Raw genomic sequence first — 26,090 nt, 5'->3', positions numbered from 1 at the left:
TTAGATAGCGTCAGGGCCTGTCTCGCCCGTACGAATACGAATGACTTGCTCGAGTGCAGTGACGAAGATTTTTCCATCACCAATCTTGCCCGTGCTAGCGATGCGAGTGATGGCTTCGATAGCAGGTTCGACCATCTCATCAATAACAGCCACTTCGACTTTTACTTTAGGTAAGAAGTCCACCACGTATTCTGCGCCGCGATAGAGTTCTGTGTGACCTTTTTGGCGACCGAAACCTTTGACTTCAGTAACAGTGACACCTTTAACACCGATGTCAGAAAGCGCTTCACGTACATCATCGAGCTTAAACGGTTTTAAGATCGCAGTGATTAGCTTCATAAAATATTCCTTATTTGTGTGATGCCGCAGGTTGATAGAAGCATTGTGGTGCATTGTATCGCTGCCATGCTTACTATTAGTCATTCAAGAACTGTGCCAATTTACTCAAGGGGGATAGGTAAGATTGGATTTGTTTGTTCAAAAACAGCCATAGTTATGGCAAAAAATACTGGTTATGCTGCAATGGTATAAACCACCGTTATGAGCATAGAGAATGCGAATTAACCTTTAGCGTTGAACTGACGAAAACTTTATTATAACCAACTTTTTAGGTGCTTGGGGAGACCATCCATCTATTTCCTGTGATGATTTGCTAACCTAGTTTGGTATATGAAACGAATCACTTGAGGAGAAAGTAGGGAAAATTGTGTAATACGGTAAGCGGCAGAGCTTAACATGGATGTATAGGCTCTGCGCTCAAAGAGAGAGGAGTGGCTGTGTAGATCGGCTAAAGCCTATACCTTTGGGAAGAGTAGGTAGGGGGTTTTGGTGCTACCGAGCAGCTTTTTTGTGTCGCTACCTTTTAGAAGTTCACGCAGACGAGATTGGCCAAAGGCACCGGTCATTAGCATACCGATATTATTTTCATTTTGATAATAATTCAAAGCCGAAGTGACATCGCGGCAGTCCAGCAAGGCTTTTTTAGACTTGATGCCTGCTTGTTTGAGCCGCGCATAAGCTTCGCGTAGCGCATCGCAATTTTCAGAATCTTCTTTACCGACCATCACGATATGAACGGTTAATGCGCGCACCAGTGAGGTTTTGCAGAGCCAATTGAGCAATTTATGTGAAGTAGGACTGTTGTCAAAAGCAAATAAAGCGGTCGTAGGGTGCAAAAATGGTGCATGAGTCACCAAAATGGGGCAGTGACTGACTCTAATTAACTGGCTCAATGTCGATTTGCAGGTGACATTGTGACCTATAACGATCAATTGTGCTTTGTCATCGACGTAATCGATACTTTCATTGAGGTGTTCATGGCGATGCAGGGTATATGTTTTTAGTTTTTGTCGCTGCTGTTCGCAATAGGTGGTAGCTTGATGAAGCAAAAGCTTGCCTTGGGCTTTTAGCTCACAATTACTCAAGTGCTCCTTGGTGGTGAATTGCTCAAGCAGCATGTTTTCATCATCGATATTTAGGCAGCCTGAATAATTCACAGCCGCTTTTTGTTGTAAGCTCGGTACAGAATGCAACAGTCCAACAGGTGCTTGTAGACGAGTCGCGGCCCACATGCTGGCTTCTAACACTGCTTGCACGTGGTCTGGGCAGTCCAAGCAGGCAATCACACTATCTGGTTTCAAATTACTCATAAGACCACCACATTATTCCAATATTAAAAAGACAGAATAAAAAGACAGCTGCTTAGCTCAAGGGTGGGGCGATAATGCTTATGCCCAACCCTTTGCACCAATGCAGCTGTTTATTCAACTGTTTATTTATGAGCGGTTAATCAATATTAGCTCAATAAATAGACGTGGCTTTGTTTAATCCAATAAGCCAATATCTCGGCGATCGTGGATAGAGAAGCGATCAATCAGTGTTCGGCTCGCATTATTGAGTCCCACCACTTTGACATCAATGCCCTCACGTTGCAAGCGCATGACCAGTTTGTCCAAGGTGTCTACGGCACTGACATCCCAAAAATGCGCTTGGCTGACATCAATTTGAATACTGTCCAAAGCTTCTTTGGTATCGAAGCTGTTTAAGAACTGAGTCGTAGAAGCAAAGAATACTTGTCCTTGCACATAATAATAACGGGTATTAGTACTCTCATCATACTCACTAAATACCGTTAAGAATTGACCAATTTTATTGGCAAACGCCAGCGCCGATAGCAGCACGCCCACGCCCACGCCATAAGCTAGGTTGTGCGTAAATACTGTGGTCAAAACAGTCGCTAGCATGACAATGTTAAATGACATCGGATGCGTTTTAAATTCGCGAATAGACTGCCAGTTAAAAGTACCAATAGAGACCATAATCATCACAGCGACCAGTGCCGCCATTGGAATTTGACTGACCCATTCACTTAAGAACACTACCATAATGAGCAGTACGATACCTGCCATCAAAGTGGACAGACGCGTACGTCCGCCAGATTTGACGTTGATCATAGATTGACCAATCATGGCACAGCCTGCCATACCACCGAAGAAACCTGATACGACGTTGGCAATCCCTTGACCACGACACTCGCGGTTTTTATCGCTTGGCGTATCTGTCAAATCATCGACGATAGTCGCTGTCATCATCGATTCTAATAAACCAACGATGGCAAGTGCGATAGAGTAAGGCGCGATGATCAGTAAAGTATTTAGGTTCAAGGGAATGTCAGGTAATAAGAACATCGGTAATGAATCAGGCAAATCGCCCATACTGCCGACATTACGAATATCAAGATTCATATACATGGCGACAGCGGTCAAACCAACGATACAGATCAGCGGTGACGGAATCACGCGACCGATTTTAGGAATCAGCGGAAACAAGTAGATAATCGCTAAACCCGCCGCTGTCATGATATAAACCGTCATGCCAACGCGTTCGGTCATGGGATTCAACTCTGGTAGCTGAGCGGCAAATATCAATATCGCGAGCGCATTGACGAAGCCAATGACTACCGAGCGCGACACAAAGCGCATCAAGTTACCAAGCTTTAAAATACCCATTACAATCTGAATCCCACCGCACAATAAGGTGGCAGCTAGCAAATACTGCAAACCATGCTCGGCGACTAAGTCAACCATCACCAGTGCCATTGCCCCAGTTGCTGCCGAAATCATGCCTGGACGACCACCGACGAAACTGATCACGACCGCGATACAAAATGAGGCATACAAGCCGACTTTTGGATCAACACCCGCGATAATAGAAAAGGCAATGGCTTCAGGAATCAGCGCTAAGGCAACAACCAAACCGGATAAAACGTCGCCGCGAACATTGGAAAACCACTCGTCACGTAAGTTATCAATAAAAGATGTCATAAGTAAACTGCATAGGGTTAGAGGCAAAAAAAGTAATCATTACTCATTCATAAAATGATCGCATCGATATAAAAGTAGCTATTCATCTTTCTTTTACGGCAACATGTGCTGTGTCATATTGCGGTATTGAGTTATTAAAGATCAGTAATAAGTAGGTCTATTGATTTACTTACTGGTATCGCTAATACGCTCACCAATAATTGATATGATGATAAATTCAGTGAGATTACCTAAAAAAATAGTTAAAATAAGGTGCTTAAAGCAGGGCGTTTATAAGAGCACCTACAGTAACGAATAGCGTCAGCAATGATATGCTGCGGTAGAGGGTAATAAATAATTTATCAAATAAAAATAGCCGCTCGACATGACCCGTCTATAGTAGTAACTTTGCCAAACAGAAGTGACAATAGCGTGCTAACTGTGACAACATGCTAAACTAAAATGCTTGGGTAAATACCCAGTCACTTACAGATTAAGGCAACTATTATAGCATTAGCCACTTAATATAAAAACAGGCGCATAATAGCACATCGTCATAAAAAACCAGTACCGAAATCTGAACGATACCGTTATGATGCGTCTCATCTTGACGGCATCATTTTGCTTCTTTATATACTAGGTTTGTTTGATGCCATTTTGCTCGTCCAACAGAAGGAATAAATATGACCACCAACGCTGCAACAGACGCCTTACTTCACAAAGGCAGTGGTCTACAAGTCGTGGTCGGTTTGGGACAATCTGGGTTATCAGTTGCGCGCTATTTGGCCAATCAAGGCTATCAGGTTGCTGTTACTGATACTCAGGTAACACCTAGCTTAGCAGATCAACTACCCGCTGAGATTAGTATTCGCCAATTTGGTGCGATTGACGCCGAGCTCTTGCAGCAAGCGGCACGTATTGTTATAAGCCCCGGTATCTCTCTTGCTACCGAAGCCGTCGCCGCTGCTCGCCAAGCGAATATTCCAGTGGTTAGTGACATTCAGCTATTTTGTGAGGCTTGTACCGTACCGATAGTGGCGATTACTGGCTCTAATGCCAAGAGCACCGTGACCACCTTGGTCGGGCAAATGGCCGCGGATGCTAGTGTCAATGTTGGTGTCGGCGGTAATATTGGCGTGCCAGCGCTGACCTTGCTTGATAATCCTGATATGGAGCTGGCAGTGCTTGAGCTGTCGAGCTTTCAGTTAGAGACGGTGACCAATTTGGGTGCGCAAGTGGCGACGGTTCTAAATATGTCACCTGACCATCTAGATCGCCATGGCGATATGCTGGGCTACCATCAAGCCAAACATCGTATCTTTCAGGGTGCTAAGTCCGTGGTTATCAATCGCGAAGACGCATTGACGCGCCCGCTCGTGGCTGATAATTTGCCCAGAGTGAGTACCGGTATACATGCTCCTGATAAAGGTCAATATGGTCTTATTACTACTCCTGAAGGCCAGATTTATCTTGCCCACGGTACAGAAAAACTACTGTCGGCAGATAAACTGTTGATTAAAGGTCGTCATAATCTGCTCAATGCACAGGCAGCCTTGGCATTAGGCGAACTTGCTGGTTTGCCATTGGGCAGTATGTTAAATACCTTACAGCAGTTTACTGGACTTGAGCATCGTTGCCAGTATGTGGCAAATGCTGCAGACATTGATTATTTTAATGATTCAAAAGGCACCAATATCGGCTCAACGATGGCAGCTATCGAAGGGCTGGGCGCAGTCTATGCACCAAAGGATGGTAAACTACTATTGATTTTGGGTGGACAAGGTAAGGGTCAACAGTTTGGTGAATTGACGCCGTTTATCAATCAGTATGTTAGCCAAGTACTGTTTATTGGTGAAGATGCGCCGCTGATTGAACAGCATCTGCGCGCGGCTAAGATAAGCGCCGATGTGGCGTTACATCAATGCCAAACTTTAGAAAATGCCTTTACAACCATTCAACAAGTCACGACAAGCAGCCTATCGCAAGTGCAAGCGGTGCTATTGTCACCTGCTTGTGCCAGCTTTGATCAATATAGTGGCTACGCAGCTCGCGGTGAGCATTTCAGTCAGTTGGTTGGTCAATTAGCAACTGAGTCGTCAGATATGATGACTGCGGAATAAAAGGTTTGGTGATTTAAGCATTTGCATGATAAGTGCTTAGCGAATATCAGCATTTAATAAAGAGCTCATGTATTTAATAAAGAATAAGGGCAATGCAATAGGGTTGCCCTGAATTGACTTTTATGATGCGCGCGCATTTTCTGTATAAATGATTGTTTTGCTTATAGATTGCTGCTACTGTCAATCATAGCCAGTCAGCAACATGAATGGTCAGCTTATTTGCTTAGTAATCTGTCTGGTACTGTCTATTTTCTATTTTTTAAACGGTGGCGTTTAATAGACGCCGTGTTTTTTCGTTCGTTAGTGTATATAAAATTATGGCGCTCTCTTCTCTTTTTCGTTCCTCGTCCCAACCGAAGCAAGCATCTGGCTCAGATGGTATTCTTTCTATGCCGTCAGCACGCGCCATTCTCCTATCGAGTGTTGGCTGTATGTTGGTGCTCAGTTTATTGATGGTGGCTTCCGCTTCTATTCCTTTTGCCCTCAGTCGCGGCATGACAGAGCTGCACTTTTTCAAAAACCAGCTGCTGTATATGATGATCGGTTTGACGGTCGCTACGGTTTCTTATTACAGCGTGTCTTTGCGAACACTATATAAGACTGAAACCCAATTTATCCTATTGGGTATCACTGGCATGCTGCTAGTGGCAACCCTATTCAGTACGCCTATTAACGGCTCCAAGCGTTGGCTGAACCTAGGGGTATTTAATTTTCAGGTGGCAGAGTTGGCCAAGTTGGTGATGATTGTCTTTGTCTCTGATTTTGTGGTGCGTCGCTCTTTTGAAGTTCGTAACGGCTTAGACGGTTTTTTACGGATTATGTTGGTGGTGGCACTCATCACCATGCTGCTATTGTCACAGCCTGATTTTGGTTCTTTTGTCGTTATTTTAGGTACCATCTTTGCGATTTTTTATATCGCTGGTGCGCCTTACAAGCACTTTTTAGCACTGGGCGCGGCTGCCATCGGTGGTGCGGTATTGATGGTGACGACAGCGCAGTACCGATTGGTACGTGTGATGTCATTTATGGATCCGTTTGATGATGTGCAAGACACGGATTATCAGCTGGCACGCAGTTTGATTGCCTTTGGTCGTGGACAATTTACAGGCGTTGGTTATGGTGAGAGCGTACAAAAACTGTCGCATTTGCCTGAGGCACATACTGATTTTCTACTAGCCATTACAGGGGAAGAGTTAGGCTTTGTTGGGGTTACTATGGTACTGGTGCTCGAAGCGCTGATTATCGGTAGCGCGATGCGTATCAGTTATAACGCGCTCAAGCGTCGGCAGATGCGTATGAGTTATACCGCCTTTGGTATCGGTGTGGTGTTCATAGCGCAGACAATTATCAATGCGGCGATGAATATGGGCGCGATTCCAACCAAAGGATTGACCATGCCATTCTTCAGTTATGGCGGCTCTTCGATGTTGATTAGTTTGGTGATGGTTGCGTTATTGCTAAAAATTTATAAAGAAAGCCCTGAAATCGAAAAAAGCCAATGCCGTTATTATTGATAGGTTGAGCATTAGTGATAGGCTCGATGCATCATGACTGGCATTATCCAAAGAAGCGTCGCTAAATAGTGGCGCTTTTTGCTAGCTGGCTTTCTTTTATCCACTGTGCATATTTAACTGTTGCTTGCCTTGTAGCGGCGTACTGTCCCATTGAGCAATGGCTTGCTTTAACATACGAGTAGGTGTGTCTCTATCAACGGCTGGTTGCTGTAATAGTTGTAAAGCATCGGCGATAAGTTTACTTGGATCTCGTGTATCAATTGGTTGTGCTAGGTTTTGCTTGGAGAGTTTTTGTCCATCAGCATGACATATCAGTGGCAAGTGATACCAGTGATTGATGGCAGGCAAGCGTGCGGCATCCATGATGCTGATTTGCGCTGTCGTCATGGTTAGGATATCTAGACCGCGCATAATATGTGTCACCTGTTGCAGTCCATCATCAAGGCTGGCAGCCAAAATATAATTGATCATACCATCTTGGCGACGCACCACCATATCACCCAATGTCTGCTGAGGATTATCCCACTGCAATCCTTGAATACCGTCGTTAAAACCAATCTTATAATTCGGTAGCTGTATGCGTAGCTTATGTTGCTCTCTATCAAGGTCAGCGCTGACGCAGCAGCGTGGATAGCGCTTCCTGTTTGGTTGCAATGGCTTAGCATCATAAGCTGGGCTCAGCTCTTCTTGCGCCCAGTATTGCTCTAAATCTTTACGCGAGCACTGACAACCATAAGTGAGCGGATGCAGGGCTGAGTGTAGATAATCATTATAAATATCAATACGCTCAGATTGATAAATGATATCACCGTCCCAGTACAATCCAAGCGCTTCCAAATCAATCAAGATTTGCTCAGTAAATTGCTGATCACAGCGTTCGGTATCAGTGTCTTCAATACGCAGTAGCCATTTACCACCAATGGATTTTATATGGCAAAAGCTGGCAAGCGCGGTCGTCAATGAGCCAAGATGCAGTTCACCAGTCGGTGAGGGAGCAAAACGACCAATTGGCTGTACTGGTATGATTGGAGTGGGCATAGGAATAAGGTTAGTTTTCAAAGTAGGAAATTATCGGTAAAAAAGGTAGAAGATAGAATAATAAATATATCCGTAAAAAGATATTTGTGAAATGAGTCTGTTTTGTTAGCAAATCAATATAAGCAAGCTTAAAGCTCTGTATCAGCCATGATTCATTGACTAAAAACCAGCCAGCTAAAACGCAATAAGCGACCATATTTTGGTCGCTTATGCTTGCATTCTACTATTGAGATGAGTTGTAACTCGTTTAAGCGCCTTGATTTTGGCGTTCTTTAATCTCAGACAGTGTTTTACAATCGATACATTGGGTAGCTGTTGGGCGTGCTTCGAGACGACGCAAACCAATCTCTACGCCACAAGTTTCACAAAATCCATAATCATCATTTTCAATTTCTGACATAGATTTATCAATTTTGCGAATGAGCTTACGTTCACGGTCACGCGTACGCAATGCGAGGGCAAACTCTTCTTCTTGGGTGGCGCGATCATTGATATCTGGCATAGCACTGGACTCGTCTTGGATATAAGTCTTGGTGCGATCCGCTTCGCCAATCAGTTGGCTCTTCCAATCCAATAATATAGCCTTAAAGTGCTCTAACTGCGCATCAGACATGTACTCTTCGTCTTTGGCAGGCACATAAGGAGTAAACTTAGCTTCACTTGGATTCGTGGTCAGGGTGCTCATATGGGTATCCTACTTTTTTCAAATTAATTCAATAAAACGACGTATCAAAAGACAAGACGCTATCAATGTCATAAACGCTATAATTTGTCCCTTTATAAAACGTTTTACCACTTGGTAACACAAGTAACACAGCGGATCTAATAGTACAGTTATCTTGATATGCTTAAAGCAATCTATCAATGGTCAGGTATATGGTTATGCATATTTTTATTTAAATAGCGTTGTCTTAATAATGCGACAAATCACTGACTGTGAAGACTTAGCTGTGATCGATTTAGCCATCCTAGCTATTATAATTCTACCTAATACCAGGCAGTCCTCATTTCGTTTTATACGTTGTATCATTGTTTCTGACAATAATGAAGTCATTTTTCATCATCATGTCGTTTTTACCGTGCCAGTCATTGTATTCTGAACTCGGAAATATCAGTCAATAGCTTGAGATATAAGGGCTCACATCAGTATGGGTGCCAATAAATCTGGGCGTCAAGTATCCAGTCTTTCTACCCAGCTTGCAACCTTTCCATTGTTGGCTAATTGCAACCAACGGTAACCGGGCGGGACGCTTTTATCATAGGAGAAATCATTTTCATAAGGCTTGAACTGGTAGCAAGTAGAAGGCGTACTATAGACCGTGACCCCTTGACGATGGCGGACCTGCTCTTGGTGCGTATGACCACTGATAATGACCTTGAGATGGTCAAATCCTAACAGATGCTGCCAAAAGGCTTCACTATTCTCCGCCATATGCGTGTCAATCCAGTCAGAGTCTACGGGAATGACATGGTGATGTAGAGCAATCAGCGCAGGCTTATCACAAGCATCGAGTCTCTCGCATAACCAGTCAATATCGGTAGACGTTATCTCGCCCGCGACTTTACCCGTGATGGATGAGTCTAATAACAGCAGCTGCCAACGATCAGTCTCAATGACATGCCGGCTTAGCAAGCGCGGGTCGGCAGGTTGAGCAATCAGTTCGCGCTCAAAGAACGGCAAGTCACTGCCTATCTCATCCGTCACATCATGATTGCCTGCGATACAAGCAAAAGGAATATGGGTCGCTTGCAATACCTCAAAAATATGATCGTAAATAGCGGGTTTGACTTCATTGACTAAGTCGCCAGTCACGACAATCAAATCGCAGCGAATGTCGCTACTCAAAGCTTGCTGTAGTACTGTTTCAAAGCACTGCTGACAGACAGTGGCTTCGCTATTGTTAATATCGCCATCAACCCTAGAAGAAACGGGCGTTGATAAATGCAAATCTGTGATTTGTAGTATGTTTACCTGTTCATCTGGTGTGCTAATGTTATTAACAGGATAGCTTAGCATTGGGTCAGTCCCTCATCGAATCGAAACAAGTGATGCTGTTAAAACGAATGATAGATAAATGGATGTCCTGCATCGAGTAGACTAATGAATTTTGGTCTAACCAATATGTTTTTTGGCTTGACGCCGCTAGTATGTCGATGGTATTAGGGCAAGTTTATAACATAAAGTCAATGAAAGCTCTATCATATTGATGAAATAAAGTTGGATAAGAGGATAAAAAAACCAGCGGCTTTATGTGTACGATAATGTGTCTAGCGGCGCGCTGACCAAATTTTTGCAGTACTGAGCTTTGAGAAAATCAGCGCGATAAAAAATAAAATGGCTAATATTAATACGATAGCAAGTCCTGTCTGAATATCTAGCCAGATGCTTCCCCAAACGCCTAGCGTCACGCCAAGCTGTGCGATCAGTAGCGATATAACGACCATTTGTTTTGGCGATGATGACCACAAACGTGCCGTTAATGCTGGTAATACCAATAGACCGCTGATTAGTAAACTACCAACCGCTTGCAGGGCAATCGCACAAAATCCCGCCAATACGCCCATAAAGAACAGCCGCTGGCGTGTCGGATTAACACCTTGAATACGCGCCAGTGCTTCATGAGTGGCAAGCTTAATTTGTGCAGGCCATATATACATGAGTAGACCGAGCCCTACCAGCACGCTACCGGCAAGTAAGGGCAAGTCTGCCCAATCAAGCTCTAGCAAATTACCAAACAAAAACCCCAGTACGTTTGCTTGTTGGTCAGTCAACTGGGTCAAAGCCAATAAACCTAAGCATAACAATGACACCGCCACGACCGCCAAAACCGCATCGACAGGCAGGCGCTCATCATCGATTAATACCAGCCCTAGCACCACCATGACGCTGACCAAGGCAATGCCAATGCCCATAGGTAATTGCCACCATACTGCTAAAGCCACGCCAAGCAAGGTACCATGTGCTAAAGCATCAGCAAAAAAGGCCATGCGTCGCCACAAGACTAAGCAACCTAAAGGCGCTGATAGTAGCGCTAAAATACTGCCAGCGATCCAAGCAGGGGCAATGATGGCTAACCAAGCAGTCATAATAAATATCCGTAAAAGTTTTTATAAAGCTCAACGCTCGATATGTGTTTGATGTATCAAGCTTCGATATATTTTATATTTGTGAATGTTCAACGCGCCTTAATGATTATAGTTCGCTTGGGGCGTGATGCTCACAGGCATGCGGTTGATGGACATAAGGCTGCTCATAATGATGCCCAAATAGCTTTTGAAACTCACTACTAATGGCAAGCTCGCTTGGTTGTCCCTCACAGCAAATATGCTTATTAAGACAAATCACGCGTCGACTGCCTTTCATGACCCAATGCAGATCATGCGATACCACCAGCATGGCACAACGCAAAAACTCCGGCAGCTCATCAATAAACTGATAGAGCCAAACCTCAGTATCAGGGTCCAGTCCTTGCATCGGCTCATCTAAAATCAATAAGTTGGGTTTGTCTAACAGTGCTCGCGCGAGCAAGACCCTTTGTGTCTCACCACCCGACAGGTGCAGCATTTGTCGCGATAATAAGTGCGTTAATGACAAATTATCAAAGATAAATTGACGCTGCTCAGACGTTAAGCGCCTTTTATCCGCTTGTGCCAATAAATCGCAGACTCGTAATGGCAATATCGGCGGTACAGCAAAGCGCTGCGGCACATAGCCAAGCTGTAACTTCTGATGAGAGGTAATGTGCCCTTTAGTTGGCTCAATCAATCCCAAAATAAGTTTAACCAACGTTGACTTACCAGCGCCATTGGGTCCAATAAGACTGACTGTTTCATTAACCGCAATGTCGATATCAATATGTGAGAGTAAGCGTTGATGCCCTATATCGTAGCTGATATCGCTTAGGCTCAGCAGTTTACTCGCAGTGTTAATGGTATTGCCATCAACAGCGGAAAAGTTCGGTTGATTAGACGGTGAGGTAGACAGGCTCATAGTATGACAACCAATAAGTGAATGAGTAATACAAATAAAAAACGGATGACAAAGACTTACGCTTCAGTGGTCAGGGTGTGTTACTGGCACGCTTGGCAACGACCACTCAGCTCAATCACACTGCGTTCCACAATAAAGCCAACGTCTTGCTCAGCAAAACTCATCATTTCCTGTACGGGCACACTGCTACATTCTTGTACACGCTGACACTGACCGCAGATTAAAAATGCTGCGGTATGCTGCGCGCGTGGGTGACAGCAGGGCACATAAGCATTGATAGAGGTCAATTGATGTATCAAGCCTTCACTCAATAGAAACTCCAGACTGCGATAGACAGTGGGTGGCGCGACATTTTTTGGCGCTTGTTTTTTAGAGCTAATTTCTTTAGATGCTGCTTTCATTGGGTGCTGTTGCGAGTTAAGCGCTTCGCTGCTGTCATCATTGTTATCAGGCTCTGATAAGCGCATTTGCTGCAATTGCGTGATCAAATCATATGCACCGATAGGCTTATTGGCTGCCAATACCAATTGATATATTTGCTGGCGCAATGGGGTAAAGCGTGCACCGTTCAGGTGACATTGTTCTTTTGCTGCCATTAGGCGCTCGGTCACATCATGCGGTGTAAAGTCCTGCACATCATGTAAATGATCGCAGACTGATAAACTGGTGGACATGGTGCAAGCTCCTACGAAATAAAATGGCACTGTTATTATAGTAATTTAGTATGTTATAGTATAACATACTAAAAATAAGAGCAGATAGGTGATCTTGGCTTATTTATTGATACCTTAATGATCACTCAGATACAACGGCAATAACGTCTAAATGTTTCCACTTATATTTTATCTTTCATACATTAAAGAATCTATTATGAACTCAGTTTTCAAATATTTTTTAAGCTCAACCATTATACTACAGCGATGGCTCATTACGGGCATAGTTGCATTAGGCATCTTTACTGTGAGTGCACAAGCGGCAACAGTCAGCGTGAGTAACTACCCACTGTTTTTATTGAGTCAAGCAGTGACTGAAGGTTCACCGCCCGCCAAGCAGTTATTGCAGGCCGGGGAGGTAGGTCATCATGGCAGTATCAGCCCAGGCGATATTAAAGCCATTCAGGACAGTAAATTTGTCGTGTGGTTTGGTGAGCCATTAGAAAATAACTTGGCGGCAAGCCTTAATACCGCCCCCAATGCGATTGCCTTATTTGAATTTGATGCCTTTAATCGTCATCCGCTACGTGACGTCCAAGGCAAGCCTATTGCTGGCACCTTGGATCCACATATATGGTTAGATCCTGAAAATGCCAAAGCCATGACTCGTGCCCTTGCCGTGATTCATAGCCATGCCAATCCGCAATATAAAGCACTTTATCACGCCAATGCGCAAAAATTTGCTCAGCGAATGGATAGGGGAGTGGCATCTTTCGTAAAACAAGCTAAAGGCAAGCAGCAAACCCAGCCTTATTGGGCCTATCATGATGCTTATCAATACATTGAATCCAGCACAAACTTAAAGCTTGTTGGCAGTTTAAGCACTGACCACCATTTAGCACCTCGAGCAAGCCAAATACGCTGGCTAAATGAGAAGCGTCCAGCCAAGCAAATGTGTCTGGTTAGCCCAAGTCAACCAGCCAAAGGTCTACTCGCTAAGTTACAGCCTGTAAAAACCACTGTGCAACCTGAAGATATGAGCAATAGTAAAGACTTTGTGATTGGTTGGCAGACGATGGCACAGCAAATCTATCAATGTATATCGTAGGATAACTGATTAACTATAGTGGCTTGCAACGCTTAAGAAGCCATTATGTAGTCATACTTTGGGTATTATCCATTGGTCAGTAACTATGATGTCTATGAGTGATTCAGCTAGGTCACTGATAAAAGGTATATTTTTCTTGCTTAACGGTGGTATGCCCCTTATAATAAGTGGCGTTTTATTTTGGTTAAAAGGTAACACCTGTAGAGTGAGCCGTTCACGGATAAAAGTGTCGCGACGATGTTATATTGCCACCTTATCCCAATGCTGTAAGGCTATAGGATTGCATTACCGATGACCAGGCCTGCCAAACGCACACAAAAAGATAAAATTGGCATCTATATCAAACGCCAAGCTTGGATACTATTTATCCTTATTATTATTGCTTGGGCTTTAGATGCCAGTTGGCTACATAGTGAGCTTACTGTTGCAAAAAGCGCCGCTATTGGTGCGCTACTCAGCTTTGCTACCCAAGCTGTATTTGCTTTTTTTATCTTTTGGTACACTGGATATCGCGCGCGCCAACATATTGTTAGCCAGCTATATCGAGGCCAAATGGCCAAATGGCTATTGACTGTGTTTGGTTTCGCACTAATTTTTATTACCGTACAACCCCTATCTGCGCCTGCGCTGTTTATCGGTTTTATGGTAATGCAAATTAGTCACAGTTGGATGTTGTGGCATATACGCTAGCATTAATAGACGATGACTATATCAATAGTTGAGTGCTTAATAGTGCTAGGCAAGTCACCCTGCCGTCCAGCTTCTCTATGACTGATTTCATAAGAAAGTCAAAACATACAAAACTGTCTAAAGACAGCGCCAATGATTATAAAGACTGTGATATGAGCGTTTAAATGAGTATAGCGTGTGATAATGGAGTCGATAGCCAATTATTAGCTATCAGTATTGCCTCTAATTAAATTCTTACAATTTAATTAATCACGCAAAGCTATGTTAGTAAACGTTAATAGTAGTTAACTTATTCATACAGTGCATAAAAAAGTCATAATTGACTTTACACGAATACAACGCTGCATTAATATAGGCAGCTAAATATTTTGCTTATGAACGCTGTATTAAGCGTCGATCGTGAAAACGCGGCAGTAAGTAAACACAGATATAATAATTTCGCGTACATATACAAGGGCTATTACTGAATCATCATAAGCCCTTTTTTGATAGCTAAAATTTATCTTACGTTATCAAATTGCGCACTAGTAATAGAACTATGGGTTGGATGTTATTGATTACATGAGCGCTTTAGCATGGTTCATCGGCTTGCTAGCAGGTCAAATAGGATCGTTAATACCTCATCAGATGACAACCATATTTTTGGTAGTTGATTAAATCGTTGATTAATAAGAAGCTGACATTATGGCAGGCGAGCAAACAACAACAGACTATATCTCTCACCACTTAACGAACTGGACGTACGGCTATCTGCCGGGCGAAGGCTGGAAAGTTGCCTATACTGCTGAAGAAGCTAGTGCAATGGGCTTTAAAGCCATCCACCTTGATTCTATGCTTTGGTCAATTGGTCTAGGCATTGTTTTCTGCGCCATCTTCTGGATGGTCGCTAGAAAAGTCACTTCAGGCGTGCCGGGTAAAACTCAGGCCGCGGTTGAGATGATCGTTGAGTTCGTTGATAACAACGTTCGTGATTCGTATAGTGGTACCTCAAAGCTGATTGCGCCTTTGGCGTTGACTATCTTTGTATGGATATTCTTAATGAACTTGATGGATTTATTACCCGTCGACTTTATCCCTATGCTTGCCGGACAAGTTGGCGCGCTGATGGGACATGATCCACATCATGTGTTCTTTAAGATCGTGCCAACCACGGATCCTAATATCACGCTTGGCATGTCTTTTTCTGTCTTTATATTGATTCTGTTTTACAGTATCAAAGAAAAAGGTCTAGGCGGCTTTGTTGGCGAGCTGACACTGCATCCGTTTAGTGCCAAAAATCCTATCGTACAAATTATTTTAATACCCATCAACTTTATCTTAGAGTTTGTTACTTTGATAGCCAAGCCTATCTCTTTAGGTTTACGACTATTCGGTAACATGTATGCTGGTGAGTTGATTTTCATACTGATTGCTCTAATGCCGTTTTGGATTCAATGGGCGTTATCAGTACCGTGGGCTATTTTCCACATCTTAATTATTACACTTCAAGCGTTCGTATTTATGATGCTGACGATAGTTTATATGTCACTTGCATCATCAACTGAACATTAATTAGACATTCAATAGGTAAATGAGGATACATCCATGGATCCAGTATTAGGTGGTTACACAGTTATCGCAGTAGCACTACTTATCGGTTTAGGTGCACTAGGTACAGGTATTGGTTTTGCTATTCTAGGTGGTAAATTCCTAGAAGGCGTTGCGCGTCAGCCAGAACTTGGTTCACAGCTGCAAACTCGTATGTTCATCGTAGCAGGTCTTCTTGATGCTATTCCGATGATCGGTGTTGGTATTGCTATGCTATTGTTGTTCGCTAACCCTCTAGCAGGTTAATCAGAAAGCTCAGTTGTAAATGTTTGGTAGTCAAAGTTTGTATCTTAACCATAGCCAAAGTTTGGCTATCAAATATGATCAATGAAACTGATTTTTCATTAACAAAGAGGTGATCACGTGAATATCAATTCTACCCTCATCGGTCAAGCCATTGCTTTTGCAATCTTTGTGATGTTCTGCATGAAATTCGTGTGGCCACCACTTATTGGTGCCATCAATGAGCGTCAGCGTAAAATTGCTGAAGGCCTGAATGCCGCAGAAAAAGCAAAAGCAGATCTGGCGACCGCTGAGCAAGACGTCCAGCAGGAGCTTGATCTTGCAAAGACCAAAGCTGCTGCTTTAATCGAGCAAGCGAACAAGAGTGCCAACCAGCTTGTCGAAGATGCAAAAATGCAGGCCCAAGTGGAAGGCGAGCGCATTCGTCAACAAGCGCAAGCGTCTATCGACCAAGAAATCAATCAAGCGCGTGAATCATTACGTGCCCAAGTTGCTGAACTGGCTGTACTTGGTGCAGAAAAGATTTTGCAAGACAAAGTCGATGTGCAAAAACATGCCAGTATGTTAGACCAACTGGCGGCAAAGCTGTAACTGTGAGGATATAATGGCTGACTTATCAACCTTAGCACGACCCTACGCTAAAGCCGCGTTTGACTATGCCAACGAAAACGGGGCCGTAAACGAGTGGGAAAATTTCTTGTTTGTCGCCAGTGCAATTGTCAATGACAAAGCGTTCCGTACATGGCTAGAAAATCCAGCCGTTACGGCTGAGCATAAGTCAGCTGCTTTGGTTGATCTTTATGACTCACAAGTGGCTGGTGATAGCGACTCTGCTTTTAAACAGCTACTAGGCGAGAGCAAAGGCTCTCGTTATGGTAATAGTATTAGCTATCCTAAAGTGTCACCAGCGCTCAATAATTTTATTAAGCAGTTGGCGCAGCAAGAGCGTCTGGCGCTGCTTCCTGAAGTTTATGAGCATTATCGCCGCCACAAGGCAATAAGCTTAAAGCAGCTTGATGCTTACGTGACCTCTGCCTATCCATTGACTGACGCTCAGCGTGAAATGCTTCAAACGCGCCTTGCTGCATCGTTAAATGCTAGTGTGGTGATTCATGAGTCGGTCGATCCAAGTCTATTGGCAGGCGCTACCATCAAAGTCGGTGACAAAATCATTGATGATTCGATGCGCGGCAAGTTACAACAGTTAAAAACACAGCTAACGGCCTAATGCCATTTACCAGCGCAGTCATCTATGATTTGCGTGAAAGTAAGAGCATTTAAGTCAGTGGGCGGGTTATCATAAATTAAAGGAAACAAGGCAATGCAACAATTGAATCCAGCGGAAATCAGTAACCTGATTAAGCAGCGTATTCAAGACCTTGATGCGGGTGCAACTGCAAAGAATGAAGGCACGATTGTCAAAGTATCTGACGGTATCGTGCAGATTCATGGTCTTGAAGATGCCATGTACGGCGAAATGATTGAGTTTGAAGGCGAAATCTATGGAATGGCGCTTAACTTAGAGCGTGATTCTGTCGGCGCGGTAGTACTTGGTGATTACCTAAAGCTGCAAGAAGGTCAAAAAGCCTATTGTACTGGTCGTATTCTTGAAGTACCAGTAGGTCCTGAGCTGCTAGGCCGTGTTGTTGACGCCTTGGGAAATCCTATTGATGGCAAAGGTCCTATCGATGCCAAAATGACTGATAAAGTCGAAAAAATCGCCCCAGGCGTTATTGATCGTCAGTCAGTAGATCAACCAGTAATGACGGGTTATAAAGCCGTTGATACTATGATTCCAATTGGTCGTGGTCAGCGTGAGCTTATCATTGGTGACCGTCAGACGGGTAAAACCGCGATGGCTATCGATGCGATCATCGCGCAGAAATCATCTGGTATCAAGTGTGTATACGTCGCAATCGGTCAGAAACGTTCTACCATTGCAAACGTCGTACGCAAGCTTGAGCAAACTGGTGCATTAGCATATACCACGGTTGTGGTTGCATCAGCATCAGAGCCTGCCGCACTACAGTATATCGCACCGTATTCAGGTTGTACGATGGGCGAATACTTCCGTGACCGCGGTGAAGATGCACTGATTGTATTTGATGACTTATCAAAACAAGCCGTTGCTTATCGTCAAATTTCACTATTGCTACGTCGTCCGCCAGGTCGTGAAGCGTATCCTGGGGATGTATTCTATTTACATTCACGTTTACTTGAGCGTGCATCACGCGTAAACGCGGCGTACGTAGAAAAGTTCACTAATGGTGAAGTAGTTGGTAAAACCGGTTCTTTAACCGCACTGCCAATTATTGAAACCCAAGCTGGTGACGTATCTGCATTCGTACCGACTAACGTGATTTCAATCACCGATGGTCAGATTTTCTTAGAATCAAGCCTATTCAACTCAGGTATCCGTCCAGCAGTTAACGCTGGTATCTCGGTATCTCGTGTGGGCGGGGCAGCTCAGACTAAGATCATCAAGAAGCTATCTGGTGGTATCCGTACTGCACTGGCTCAGTATCGTGAACTGGCCGCCTTTGCTCAGTTTGCATCAGATCTTGATGACGCGACTCGCGAACAGCTTGATCATGGTGAGCGTGTGACTGAATTGATGAAGCAGAAGCAGTATCAGCCAATGTCAATCTCTGAGCAAGCTGCAGTTATCTATGCATCGAATGAAGGCTTTTTAGCGGACGTTCCTGTCGAAAAAATCGGTTCTTTTGAAGAAGCTTACTTACGCTATATGCATGATGAGCAAAGTGAATTGATGCGTGAGATTGATGATACTGCGAATTATAATGATGATATCGCAGGTCGTTTGAAGTCATCTTTAGAGACCTTTAAACAAAATCACAGTTATTAATTTAACGGGTTAAGCCGAATTGGTTATGGCTGTCTTTGATGGCTAATAAAGTGGCGCATTGTCTTGTATTTTTTTATTAAGACAGTAGCGCCACTGTTCTAACCATTTACGGTATTAGATCGCGTCATGCACAAAATATATAACATTAATCTGTTGGATTGATGTTATATACTAAATTAATTGTCGCATGCGCCAATGCTTTTTAACCCTCTTATATTGGAATCATTATGGCAAGCTTAAAAGAGATACGTGCCAAAGTCACCAGTATTAAAAGCACCCAAAAAATTACTCGTGCTATGCAAATGGTTGCGGCAAGTAAAATGCGCCGTGCCCAAGAGCGCATGGAAGTGGGTCGCCCGTATGCTGATAGTATGCGCCGGGTTATTTCACATTTGGTGCATGCCTCATCAGACTATAAACATCCGTATATGGTCTCGCGTCCAGTCAATAAGGTTGGCTATATTGTCATTACCTCTGATCGCGGTCTGGCGGGTGGTTTGAATATTAACTTATTCAAAGCTTTATCTAAGAGTATCCAGCAGTATCAAGATCAATCTGTACAAACTGAGTTTGCAGTCATTGGCGCTAAAGGTGTGAGTTTTTTCAAAAACTTTGGTGGTAAAGTGACCTCGGCAGTAACCGATTATGGTGATAAGCCAACGTTTGAGCAGATAAACGCACCGGTTCAAGCCATGCTTGACGATTATACTAACGGTAAAATAGACCGCATCTATGTGGTTTATAATAAGTTTGTTAATGCGATGACCCAAAAGCCGACTGTCAATCAGTTGGTACCTTTACCAGACAGTGCGTTTGGTGAAGAAGAGAGCGGCATTCAAACAGAACTGAGCTGGGATTATATCTACGAGCCTGATATCAAAACATTGATTGATGAGTTGCTTGGCCGCTATATTGAGTCGATTGTGTATCAAGCGGTAATGGAAAACATTGCCTCTGAGCAGTCCTCACGTATGGTTGCGATGAAAGCGGCGACAGATAATGCTGGTGACCTAATTAACGATTTACAGTTGGTTTATAACAAGCTGCGTCAAGCGGCGATTACCCGAGAAATCTCGGAAATCGTTGGCGGTGCTGCTGCTGTTTCATAATTGAAACCCCTTATGAAACCCACTATATACAGAAGTTCAAGGAGAACGCAATGAGTAGCGGTCGTATTGTACAGATTATTGGCGCGGTTCTTGACGTTGAGTTCAACCGTAGTGAAGTTCCTCAGATTTATGATGCCTTGCAAGTAGATGGTACCGAAACCACCCTAGAAGTACAGCAACAACTAGGTGATGGCATCGTCCGTACTATCGCAATGGGTTCAACTGAAGGCCTAAAGCGTAACTTAACAGTCACTAACACTGGTGCGCCTATTGCTGTGCCTGTTGGTATTGGTACGCTTGGCCGTATCATGGATGTTCTTGGTCGTCCTATCGATGAAGAAGGTCCTGTAGAGGCTGACGAAAAATGGTCTATCCACCGTGAAGCGCCAAGCTACGCGGATCAGTCAAACAGTACTGAGCTGTTAGAAACTGGTATTAAAGTTATTGATCTACTTTGCCCGTTTGCGAAAGGTGGTAAAGTTGGTCTGTTTGGTGGTGCTGGTGTTGGTAAAACCGTTAACATGATGGAGCTGATCAATAACATCGCTCTAAAACATGAAGGTTTGTCAGTATTTGCTGGTGTTGGTGAGCGTACTCGTGAAGGTAACGATTTCTATCACGAAATGCAAGAAGCTGGCGTTGTAAACACTGAAGACTTTAGCAAATCTAAAGTTGCCATGGTATACGGCCAGATGAATGAGCCACCGGGTAACCGCTTGCGTGTTGCGTTGTCTGGTTTGACCATGGCTGAATACTTCCGTGATACCAAAGATCCTGCCACTGGCAAAGGTCGTGACGTATTGCTGTTTGTTGATAACATCTACCGTTATACACTAGCCGGTACTGAAGTATCAGCACTACTTGGTCGTATGCCATCTGCGGTTGGTTATCAGCCAACACTTGCTGAAGAGATGGGTATGCTGCAAGAGCGTATTACTTCGACTCAGTCTGGCTCTATCACCTCAGTTCAAGCAGTATATGTTCCTGCGGATGATTTGACGGATCCATCACCAGCAACGACGTTCGCGCATTTGGATGCAACGGTTGTATTGAGTCGTGATATTGCTTCACAAGGTATCTATCCTGCGGTTGATCCGCTAGATTCAACCTCGCGTCAGCTAGATCCATTAGTCATTGGCGAAGAGCATTATAACGTTGCTCGTGGCGTGCAAGAAATTTTGCAGCGCTATCGTGAGCTAAAAGACATCATCGCTATCTTGGGTATGGATGAGTTGTCAGAAGAAGATAAACTAGTCGTTTATCGTTCGCGTAAGATTCAGCGCTTCTTGTCACAGCCATTCCACGTTGCTGAAGTCTTTACTGGCGCACCTGGTAAATATGTACCACTACGCGATACCATTGCTAGCTTTAAAGCAATCATCGCGGGTGAATACGATGACCTACCAGAGCAAGCGTTCTATATGGCTGGTGGCATCGACGAAGTTGTTGCTAAAGCAGAAAAAATGAAATCTACTGCAGCGTAAGTTGTGTTAGCATTTGCTAAAGGGCAGATAGGCCATAAAAAGTCTATTTGCCAGTTAGTAACGCCTCGCAGTTTTGATTGTGTTTTGATCGTAAGGAGTTAAGTATGGCAACGTTACAATGTCGCGTCGTAAGTGCTCGTGAAGAGTTGTATTCAGGCGAAATCAGCATGTTAATAGCTACTGGTACCGAAGGCGAGATTGGTGTATTGCCAGGTCACACACCGCTTATTACTTTGTTAAAACCGGGTGCGATGCGAGTGCAAACACCAAACGGTGAAGAAGAAGTGATTTATGTATCAGGCGGTGTTTTAGAAGTACAGCCGAAGATGGTTACCGTATTGGCTGATACAGCGATGCGTGCACATAACCTTGATGAAAGCAAAATTGTCGAAGCACGTAAAAAGGCTGAGCAGATGCTGGTTAATCAATCGGATACTGTACAAACTAATGCAGCTTTAGCATCATTAGCAGAGTCTGTGGCACAGCTACAGACTATCCGTAAGTACAAAAACCGCGCTTAATTTTTTGTGGAAAATTTTAGAGTTTCTTTTTGACTCTTACCACAGACACAAAAAAACAGTCCATCATGGGCTGTTTTTTTATGTTTATTGTTTAATATTCTATGCTTGTTGATCGAGGCTAAATACACGATTTATGATGCAATTTCGATCTCGACAGCCAGTTTTTTAAATATGAGTTTTAACTAACTATGTATACATGAACTATGCATTTACTAAACATGTATCTACTAATTATGTATCGAATGATAGTAGGCAATACTGGGATAATAGATGAAAAAGTCACTGGCAGCAAAGGTGATATGTCGCTATATTAGACGTAACAGGAATACAAGTATCGGTATCAATCAAGTATCCTATCGCTGTGCGCTGCATTAAGATTGGCTGCTTATAGAAACTCAGGTGAGGAAAGGATCGTAAAAAAACATTTCGCTTGCTATTATTTGTATAAAGCTCATAATTTTTGGACGTAAACTAAAGTTTTAATGGGTGTAGTTTATAGGTTTTGTTAACGACTATAAGCTATAGTATAGGAAGCTGTATGTTTAATAGTATACTGTGCTACCAAGTTTGTAACAGCTATACCAACATCAATTGTGCCACTTAATGGTGCTATTAATTTTACCGCTCTTACTTTTACTGCTTTTAAATGAGATGTATTAGAGGATATAACAATGACAACGAATGAAGAAGACAACACCCCCCGAATTTTGATTGTTGAGGATGATGAGCGTCTGGCCATGTTGACTCAAGATTATTTGGTCAAAAATGGTTTAGAAGTCGCTATCGAAACCGATGGTAATCGTGCTATTCGTCGCATCGTCAGTGAACAACCAGATTTGGTCGTACTTGATGTCATGCTTCCTGGTAGCGATGGACTGACGGTATGTCGTGAAGTACGCCCGCATTATCAGAATCCTATTTTGATGCTGACTGCGCGTACTGAAGATATGGATCAGGTACTGGGTCTTGAGATGGGTGCTGATGATTATGTCGCTAAACCTGCTCAGCCACGTGTCTTGCTAGCACGTATTCGTGCGTTATTACGTCGCTCAGAAAATGCCCCATCAGAAGATGTACCACAGCGCCTAGAATTTGGTGAACTGGTCATCGACAATGGCGGTCGTTCAGTGAATTTAGGTGATGAGTTGGTTGATTTCACCAGTGCTGAATATGACTTATTATGGTTGCTTGCTTCTAATGCGGGTCGAATTCTTTCGCGTGAAGATATCTTTGAGCGTCTACGTGGTATTGAATATGACGGTCAAGATCGTTCAATTGACGTTCGTATCTCACGCATTCGTCCAAAAATCGGTGATGATCCAGAAAATCCAAAACGTATCAAAACCGTTCGTAGTAAAGGGTATTTGTTCGTTAAAGAAGGCAACTAAGTCAATTTTGCTCCGGCAACGGCTTATTGCTCATTAGCGTGACCAAAGAAACCAGCGACTAGGCTGGTTTTTTTGTGGCTAAATTTTAATTTTTGAACTTAAATACAGCGTTATGTGGTTTAATTAAGCAATTATTGCGGGTGCTGCCTAAATGTACATGAGGTAAATGGATTTTAGGTGATGCTCAGTTATAAATTAAAATACAGCAGCCAGAATGGTTTTTTATTCAACAGTGTTTGATATCATTTATCACGCAGCGCTTGTTTGCTGAATGATGTCGGCAGTTTTTATTCATTAAGTTGGTTACGGCACGTATGTCATTAGTCTCTTCTTTAAAACACAGTATCTTTGTTCGTATTTATGCTGGGCTACTCATAGTCTGTTTGTGTGTGGCATTGTTTGCTCAACTGTTGATGGATACCATCAATAAAGAGCGCGTCCAATCCTACCGTGAAAACATGGCAACAGGGGCTTTTCATCTGGTGAGTGAAGGTATTGCTCATCAAGAAAGTGAAGAGCAGCGTGAATATTGGTTATCTGATGCCAGTAGTTTATTTGGCTCAGAATTCAAAGTTTTGCCTATTGATGAAGTAGACTTTAATGCCAGTGAACTGCGGCGTTTTGAAAATGGTAATACGGTTGTTCGTTATACCGAGCAACCTGTCTATGCCGATGTTTATTATCGTCTACCGGACAATCAAAGCGTTTTGACCGCCAGAATATCGCAAGTGACTGAGCAGCAAGTACGGGCAATCGCTGTGTTTTTATTAGATGATTTGTCTTACTATGTGACGTTATCTGATAAGCGTGCCCGTTTGGCTGAACTGGAAAAAAAGTTTTCCTTTCCTTTAGAGTTTAAAGCCGTCAACACACTGGATTTGGATACCGATCAGCTTGCACGATTACGCCGAGATGAAGTGGTTATTTCCTTACAAGATACCAATAGCAGCAAAAGTAATTCGGCTATTAGAGTAGTGGTACCTTCTGAAATCAATGACATGGCGATATTGATTGGTCCGGTGCCATTATTCAATTGGTTCCCACTTAATCTGATTATTAGTATGATTCTTATCAGCATGTTTTTGATCAGCTTAGGCGTGTATGCGTTGATTTTTCCGCTTGAGCGTAAATTGCAGTTGATTCAGGTTGGCGTCAATGAGGTGAGTAAAGGTAATCTTGAAAGTCAAGTTCAAGTCATTGGGCAGGATGAAATTGCCCGTTTAGCCGCGACTTTTAATGCCATGACCTCGCATATCAAGCGCCTTATTGAGTCGCAGCGAGAATTAACGCGAGCGGTATCACATGAGCTTCGTACACCGGTGGCTCGTATCCGTTTTGCCGTTGATATGCTGGCTGATACGGATGACGAAGACTCACGTTTTATGCAGCGTGATTTTATTGATGAAGATATAGAAGCGCTTAATGGCTTGATTGATGAGATTTTGACTTATGCTAAGCTCGAAGAAGGCTCGCCAAAGCTGGATTTAGAACCAGTTAATCTTAGAGAGTTATTGGAGCAGATTGAGCGTGAAACCAATGCCTTGGGTAAGCCTATTAAAATAGTGACCAAGCTGCCGAATGCTAAAGTAACCGCTGTCGCAGATAGGCGTTATTTACACCGTGTGATTCAAAATTTGGCGGGCAATGCCTTACGCTATGCAGAGACCACGATTATCATTAGTGCTGGCGTCAGAAAGGGCAATGCTTTTGTTAGTGTTGAGGATGATGGTCATGGTATTCCAGAAGCAGATCGCGAAAAGGTTTTTATTCCATTTTCACGCTTAGATGACAGTCGCACACGCGCCTCAGGCGGCTATGGTTTAGGCTTGTCTATTGTATCGCGCATTGCCTTTTGGTTTAATGGTAGTATGAAAGTCGATGAGAGCCGAGAGCTTGGCGGTGCACGATTTGTCATGACGTGGCCTATCAAGCCACTGACACAAATTTTGGCTGCTGATGAACTGACGCAAGAAAAAAGCGAGCGTGGTTTTGAAGATAAATAATGCCACTGCACCAGATTGTCGTTATTTTTTAGTATAAAAATAGCGGCATCAATTAAGCAGTGTGTGACAAATAAACTGGCTCAATTTCTAAGGAGTGTTCTCAATCTCATCTTTAGAATGAATACACACCTTAGATAGCATTGTCGGTTAATTTTTATTATTAGCGGTTTAAAGATAGCTTTAAATCAGAGGAGGGCAAAGGATGCCATATTTATTTGGTGGTTTGGTGGTACTAAATGCAATAACGTTGGGCTACTATTTATTCTTGCAGCAGCCATCGACGACGCAAACGTTAACAGCAGCGCAAGAAAATATTACTCAGCCATTAGCGTTTACGAATAGCGCCAAATATATTCCACCTATCATTGGAAACAAAGACTAGGGCGTGTCATCAATTAGCACAGTTGTTTTAGAATAAGCTATAGTAACTCTATATTTACTCATATGAGCTTAATCATCATGACAAGACGACA

The 26,090-nt window shown here is 43.2% G+C and carries 24 protein-coding genes; 15 read left to right on the top strand and 9 right to left on the bottom strand.

Annotated features, from left to right (window positions below):
- From C8D84_RS10430 to C8D84_RS10420, 3 genes are all read right to left on the bottom strand, one after another.
- A complete protein-coding gene (locus tag C8D84_RS10430) occupies window positions 1–339 on the bottom strand; it encodes a P-II family nitrogen regulator (RefSeq protein ID WP_010197981.1) in 339 nt (112 codons plus the stop codon).
- A 455-nt stretch (window positions 340–794) separates the two neighbouring features.
- On the bottom strand, window positions 795–1,649 hold the full coding sequence (locus C8D84_RS10425) for a universal stress protein (RefSeq protein WP_109591964.1): 855 nt from the start codon (window positions 1,647–1,649) through the stop codon (window positions 795–797).
- A gap of 174 nt (window positions 1,650–1,823) precedes the next feature.
- Window positions 1,824–3,323, bottom strand: coding sequence for a SulP family inorganic anion transporter (locus C8D84_RS10420; RefSeq protein WP_087813692.1), 1,500 nt, complete (start codon window positions 3,321–3,323; stop codon window positions 1,824–1,826).
- A 662-nt stretch (window positions 3,324–3,985) separates the two neighbouring features.
- Here C8D84_RS10420 and murD point away from each other — a divergent pair.
- Both murD and ftsW read left to right on the top strand, forming a co-directional pair.
- Window positions 3,986–5,422 carry a UDP-N-acetylmuramoyl-L-alanine--D-glutamate ligase gene (gene murD, locus C8D84_RS10415; RefSeq protein WP_109591962.1) on the top strand — a complete coding sequence of 479 codons (1,437 nt, stop codon included), beginning with the start codon at window positions 3,986–3,988 and terminating at the stop codon, window positions 5,420–5,422.
- Between the two features lie 389 nt (window positions 5,423–5,811).
- A complete protein-coding gene (gene ftsW / locus C8D84_RS10410; RefSeq protein WP_055125364.1) occupies window positions 5,812–6,936 on the top strand; it encodes a putative lipid II flippase FtsW in 1,125 nt (374 codons plus the stop codon).
- A gap of 96 nt (window positions 6,937–7,032) precedes the next feature.
- Here ftsW and gluQRS read toward each other — a convergent pair whose 3' ends face one another.
- The 6 genes from gluQRS to C8D84_RS10380 all read right to left on the bottom strand — a co-directional run bounded on the left by gluQRS (window position 7,033) and on the right by C8D84_RS10380 (window position 12,639).
- Window positions 7,033–7,974, bottom strand: coding sequence for a tRNA glutamyl-Q(34) synthetase GluQRS (gene gluQRS / locus C8D84_RS10405; RefSeq protein ID WP_109591960.1), 942 nt, complete (start codon window positions 7,972–7,974; stop codon window positions 7,033–7,035).
- Window positions 7,975–8,221: 247 nt separating this feature from the next.
- Window positions 8,222–8,659 carry an RNA polymerase-binding protein DksA gene (gene dksA, locus C8D84_RS10400; protein ID WP_045445865.1) on the bottom strand — a complete coding sequence of 146 codons (438 nt, stop codon included), beginning with the start codon at window positions 8,657–8,659 and terminating at the stop codon, window positions 8,222–8,224.
- Between the two features lie 486 nt (window positions 8,660–9,145).
- Entirely contained in the window at window positions 9,146–9,991 is an 846-nt protein-coding gene (locus C8D84_RS10395; RefSeq protein WP_109591958.1) for a metallophosphoesterase, read from the bottom strand.
- A gap of 251 nt (window positions 9,992–10,242) precedes the next feature.
- Entirely contained in the window at window positions 10,243–11,061 is an 819-nt protein-coding gene (locus tag C8D84_RS10390; protein WP_055125361.1) for a metal ABC transporter permease, read from the bottom strand.
- 106 nt (window positions 11,062–11,167) lie between these two features.
- A complete protein-coding gene (locus C8D84_RS10385) occupies window positions 11,168–11,965 on the bottom strand; it encodes a metal ABC transporter ATP-binding protein (protein WP_109591957.1) in 798 nt (265 codons plus the stop codon).
- 80 nt (window positions 11,966–12,045) lie between these two features.
- Window positions 12,046–12,639: a helix-turn-helix domain-containing protein gene (locus tag C8D84_RS10380; RefSeq protein ID WP_109591955.1), complete on the bottom strand. Its 594-nt coding sequence runs from the start codon at window positions 12,637–12,639 to the stop codon at window positions 12,046–12,048.
- A 196-nt stretch (window positions 12,640–12,835) separates the two neighbouring features.
- On the opposite strand from C8D84_RS10380, the gene C8D84_RS10375 reads away from it, so the two are divergent.
- From C8D84_RS10375 to C8D84_RS10315, 13 genes are all read left to right on the top strand, one after another.
- On the top strand, window positions 12,836–13,726 hold the full coding sequence (locus C8D84_RS10375) for a metal ABC transporter solute-binding protein, Zn/Mn family (protein WP_228244537.1): 891 nt from the start codon (window positions 12,836–12,838) through the stop codon (window positions 13,724–13,726).
- A gap of 291 nt (window positions 13,727–14,017) precedes the next feature.
- Complete coding sequence (locus tag C8D84_RS10370; RefSeq protein WP_109591951.1) at window positions 14,018–14,416, top strand: ATP synthase subunit I; 399 nt, start codon at window positions 14,018–14,020, stop codon at window positions 14,414–14,416.
- 684 nt (window positions 14,417–15,100) lie between these two features.
- Window positions 15,101–15,967 carry a F0F1 ATP synthase subunit A gene (gene atpB / locus C8D84_RS10365; protein ID WP_109591949.1) on the top strand — a complete coding sequence of 289 codons (867 nt, stop codon included), beginning with the start codon at window positions 15,101–15,103 and terminating at the stop codon, window positions 15,965–15,967.
- 33 nt (window positions 15,968–16,000) lie between these two features.
- On the top strand, window positions 16,001–16,249 hold the full coding sequence (atpE, locus tag C8D84_RS10360; RefSeq protein ID WP_010197960.1) for a F0F1 ATP synthase subunit C: 249 nt from the start codon (window positions 16,001–16,003) through the stop codon (window positions 16,247–16,249).
- Between the two features lie 117 nt (window positions 16,250–16,366).
- Window positions 16,367–16,837: a F0F1 ATP synthase subunit B gene (locus C8D84_RS10355; protein ID WP_045452424.1), complete on the top strand. Its 471-nt coding sequence runs from the start codon at window positions 16,367–16,369 to the stop codon at window positions 16,835–16,837.
- Window positions 16,838–16,850: 13 nt separating this feature from the next.
- Window positions 16,851–17,474 carry a F0F1 ATP synthase subunit delta gene (locus C8D84_RS10350; RefSeq protein WP_045445877.1) on the top strand — a complete coding sequence of 208 codons (624 nt, stop codon included), beginning with the start codon at window positions 16,851–16,853 and terminating at the stop codon, window positions 17,472–17,474.
- A gap of 93 nt (window positions 17,475–17,567) precedes the next feature.
- The gene (gene atpA / locus C8D84_RS10345; RefSeq protein WP_055125356.1) at window positions 17,568–19,112 is read left to right on the top strand and encodes a F0F1 ATP synthase subunit alpha; all 1,545 of its coding nucleotides are present in this window, start codon (window positions 17,568–17,570) and stop codon (window positions 19,110–19,112) included.
- Between the two features lie 227 nt (window positions 19,113–19,339).
- Window positions 19,340–20,221: a F0F1 ATP synthase subunit gamma gene (gene atpG / locus C8D84_RS10340; RefSeq protein ID WP_045445883.1), complete on the top strand. Its 882-nt coding sequence runs from the start codon at window positions 19,340–19,342 to the stop codon at window positions 20,219–20,221.
- A gap of 50 nt (window positions 20,222–20,271) precedes the next feature.
- Window positions 20,272–21,705, top strand: a complete 1,434-nt coding sequence (atpD, locus tag C8D84_RS10335) for a F0F1 ATP synthase subunit beta (protein WP_045452427.1) — start codon at window positions 20,272–20,274, stop codon at window positions 21,703–21,705.
- A 104-nt stretch (window positions 21,706–21,809) separates the two neighbouring features.
- Window positions 21,810–22,226: a F0F1 ATP synthase subunit epsilon gene (locus tag C8D84_RS10330; protein WP_021812807.1), complete on the top strand. Its 417-nt coding sequence runs from the start codon at window positions 21,810–21,812 to the stop codon at window positions 22,224–22,226.
- A gap of 671 nt (window positions 22,227–22,897) precedes the next feature.
- On the top strand, window positions 22,898–23,614 hold the full coding sequence (locus C8D84_RS10325; RefSeq protein ID WP_045445894.1) for a response regulator: 717 nt from the start codon (window positions 22,898–22,900) through the stop codon (window positions 23,612–23,614).
- Between the two features lie 314 nt (window positions 23,615–23,928).
- The gene (locus tag C8D84_RS10320; RefSeq protein WP_045445985.1) at window positions 23,929–25,617 is read left to right on the top strand and encodes an ATP-binding protein; all 1,689 of its coding nucleotides are present in this window, start codon (window positions 23,929–23,931) and stop codon (window positions 25,615–25,617) included.
- A 202-nt stretch (window positions 25,618–25,819) separates the two neighbouring features.
- Window positions 25,820–25,999 carry a hypothetical protein gene (locus C8D84_RS10315; protein WP_045445897.1) on the top strand — a complete coding sequence of 60 codons (180 nt, stop codon included), beginning with the start codon at window positions 25,820–25,822 and terminating at the stop codon, window positions 25,997–25,999.
- The last annotated feature ends 91 nt before the right edge of the window (window positions 26,000–26,090 follow it).

The sequence above is a fragment of the Psychrobacter immobilis genome (assembly GCF_003148585.1).
GTDB classification, from domain to species: domain Bacteria; phylum Pseudomonadota; class Gammaproteobacteria; order Pseudomonadales; family Moraxellaceae; genus Psychrobacter; species Psychrobacter immobilis.
This window is presented reverse-complemented; position numbering and strand designations above follow the sequence as displayed.

Excerpts from the sequence above, each read along its gene's own strand:
- C8D84_RS10430 (WP_010197981.1), bottom strand. The coding sequence starts at position 339 with ATGAAGCTAATCACTGCGATCTTAAAACCGTTTAAGCTCGATGATGTA.
- C8D84_RS10425 (WP_109591964.1), bottom strand. The coding sequence starts at position 1,649 with ATGAGTAATTTGAAACCAGATAGTGTGATTGCCTGCTTGGACTGCCCA.
- atpE (WP_010197960.1), top strand. The coding sequence starts at position 16,001 with ATGGATCCAGTATTAGGTGGTTACACAGTTATCGCAGTAGCACTACTT.
- C8D84_RS10350 (WP_045445877.1), top strand. The coding sequence starts at position 16,851 with ATGGCTGACTTATCAACCTTAGCACGACCCTACGCTAAAGCCGCGTTT.
- atpG (WP_045445883.1), top strand. The coding sequence starts at position 19,340 with ATGGCAAGCTTAAAAGAGATACGTGCCAAAGTCACCAGTATTAAAAGC.
- murD (WP_109591962.1), top strand. The coding sequence starts at position 3,986 with ATGACCACCAACGCTGCAACAGACGCCTTACTTCACAAAGGCAGTGGT.
- C8D84_RS10390 (WP_055125361.1), bottom strand. The coding sequence starts at position 11,061 with ATGACTGCTTGGTTAGCCATCATTGCCCCTGCTTGGATCGCTGGCAGT.
- atpB (WP_109591949.1), top strand. The coding sequence starts at position 15,101 with ATGGCAGGCGAGCAAACAACAACAGACTATATCTCTCACCACTTAACG.
- atpD (WP_045452427.1), top strand. The coding sequence starts at position 20,272 with ATGAGTAGCGGTCGTATTGTACAGATTATTGGCGCGGTTCTTGACGTT.
- atpA (WP_055125356.1), top strand. The coding sequence starts at position 17,568 with ATGCAACAATTGAATCCAGCGGAAATCAGTAACCTGATTAAGCAGCGT.
- C8D84_RS10420 (WP_087813692.1), bottom strand. The coding sequence starts at position 3,323 with ATGACATCTTTTATTGATAACTTACGTGACGAGTGGTTTTCCAATGTT.
- C8D84_RS10385 (WP_109591957.1), bottom strand. The coding sequence starts at position 11,965 with ATGAGCCTGTCTACCTCACCGTCTAATCAACCGAACTTTTCCGCTGTT.
- C8D84_RS10375 (WP_228244537.1), top strand. The coding sequence starts at position 12,836 with ATGAACTCAGTTTTCAAATATTTTTTAAGCTCAACCATTATACTACAG.
- dksA (WP_045445865.1), bottom strand. The coding sequence starts at position 8,659 with ATGAGCACCCTGACCACGAATCCAAGTGAAGCTAAGTTTACTCCTTAT.
- C8D84_RS10325 (WP_045445894.1), top strand. The coding sequence starts at position 22,898 with ATGACAACGAATGAAGAAGACAACACCCCCCGAATTTTGATTGTTGAG.
- C8D84_RS10315 (WP_045445897.1), top strand. The coding sequence starts at position 25,820 with ATGCCATATTTATTTGGTGGTTTGGTGGTACTAAATGCAATAACGTTG.
- ftsW (WP_055125364.1), top strand. The coding sequence starts at position 5,812 with ATGCCGTCAGCACGCGCCATTCTCCTATCGAGTGTTGGCTGTATGTTG.
- C8D84_RS10380 (WP_109591955.1), bottom strand. The coding sequence starts at position 12,639 with ATGTCCACCAGTTTATCAGTCTGCGATCATTTACATGATGTGCAGGAC.
- C8D84_RS10395 (WP_109591958.1), bottom strand. The coding sequence starts at position 9,991 with ATGCTAAGCTATCCTGTTAATAACATTAGCACACCAGATGAACAGGTA.
- C8D84_RS10370 (WP_109591951.1), top strand. The coding sequence starts at position 14,018 with ATGACCAGGCCTGCCAAACGCACACAAAAAGATAAAATTGGCATCTAT.
- C8D84_RS10320 (WP_045445985.1), top strand. The coding sequence starts at position 23,929 with ATGTCATTAGTCTCTTCTTTAAAACACAGTATCTTTGTTCGTATTTAT.
- C8D84_RS10330 (WP_021812807.1), top strand. The coding sequence starts at position 21,810 with ATGGCAACGTTACAATGTCGCGTCGTAAGTGCTCGTGAAGAGTTGTAT.
- gluQRS (WP_109591960.1), bottom strand. The coding sequence starts at position 7,974 with ATGCCCACTCCAATCATACCAGTACAGCCAATTGGTCGTTTTGCTCCC.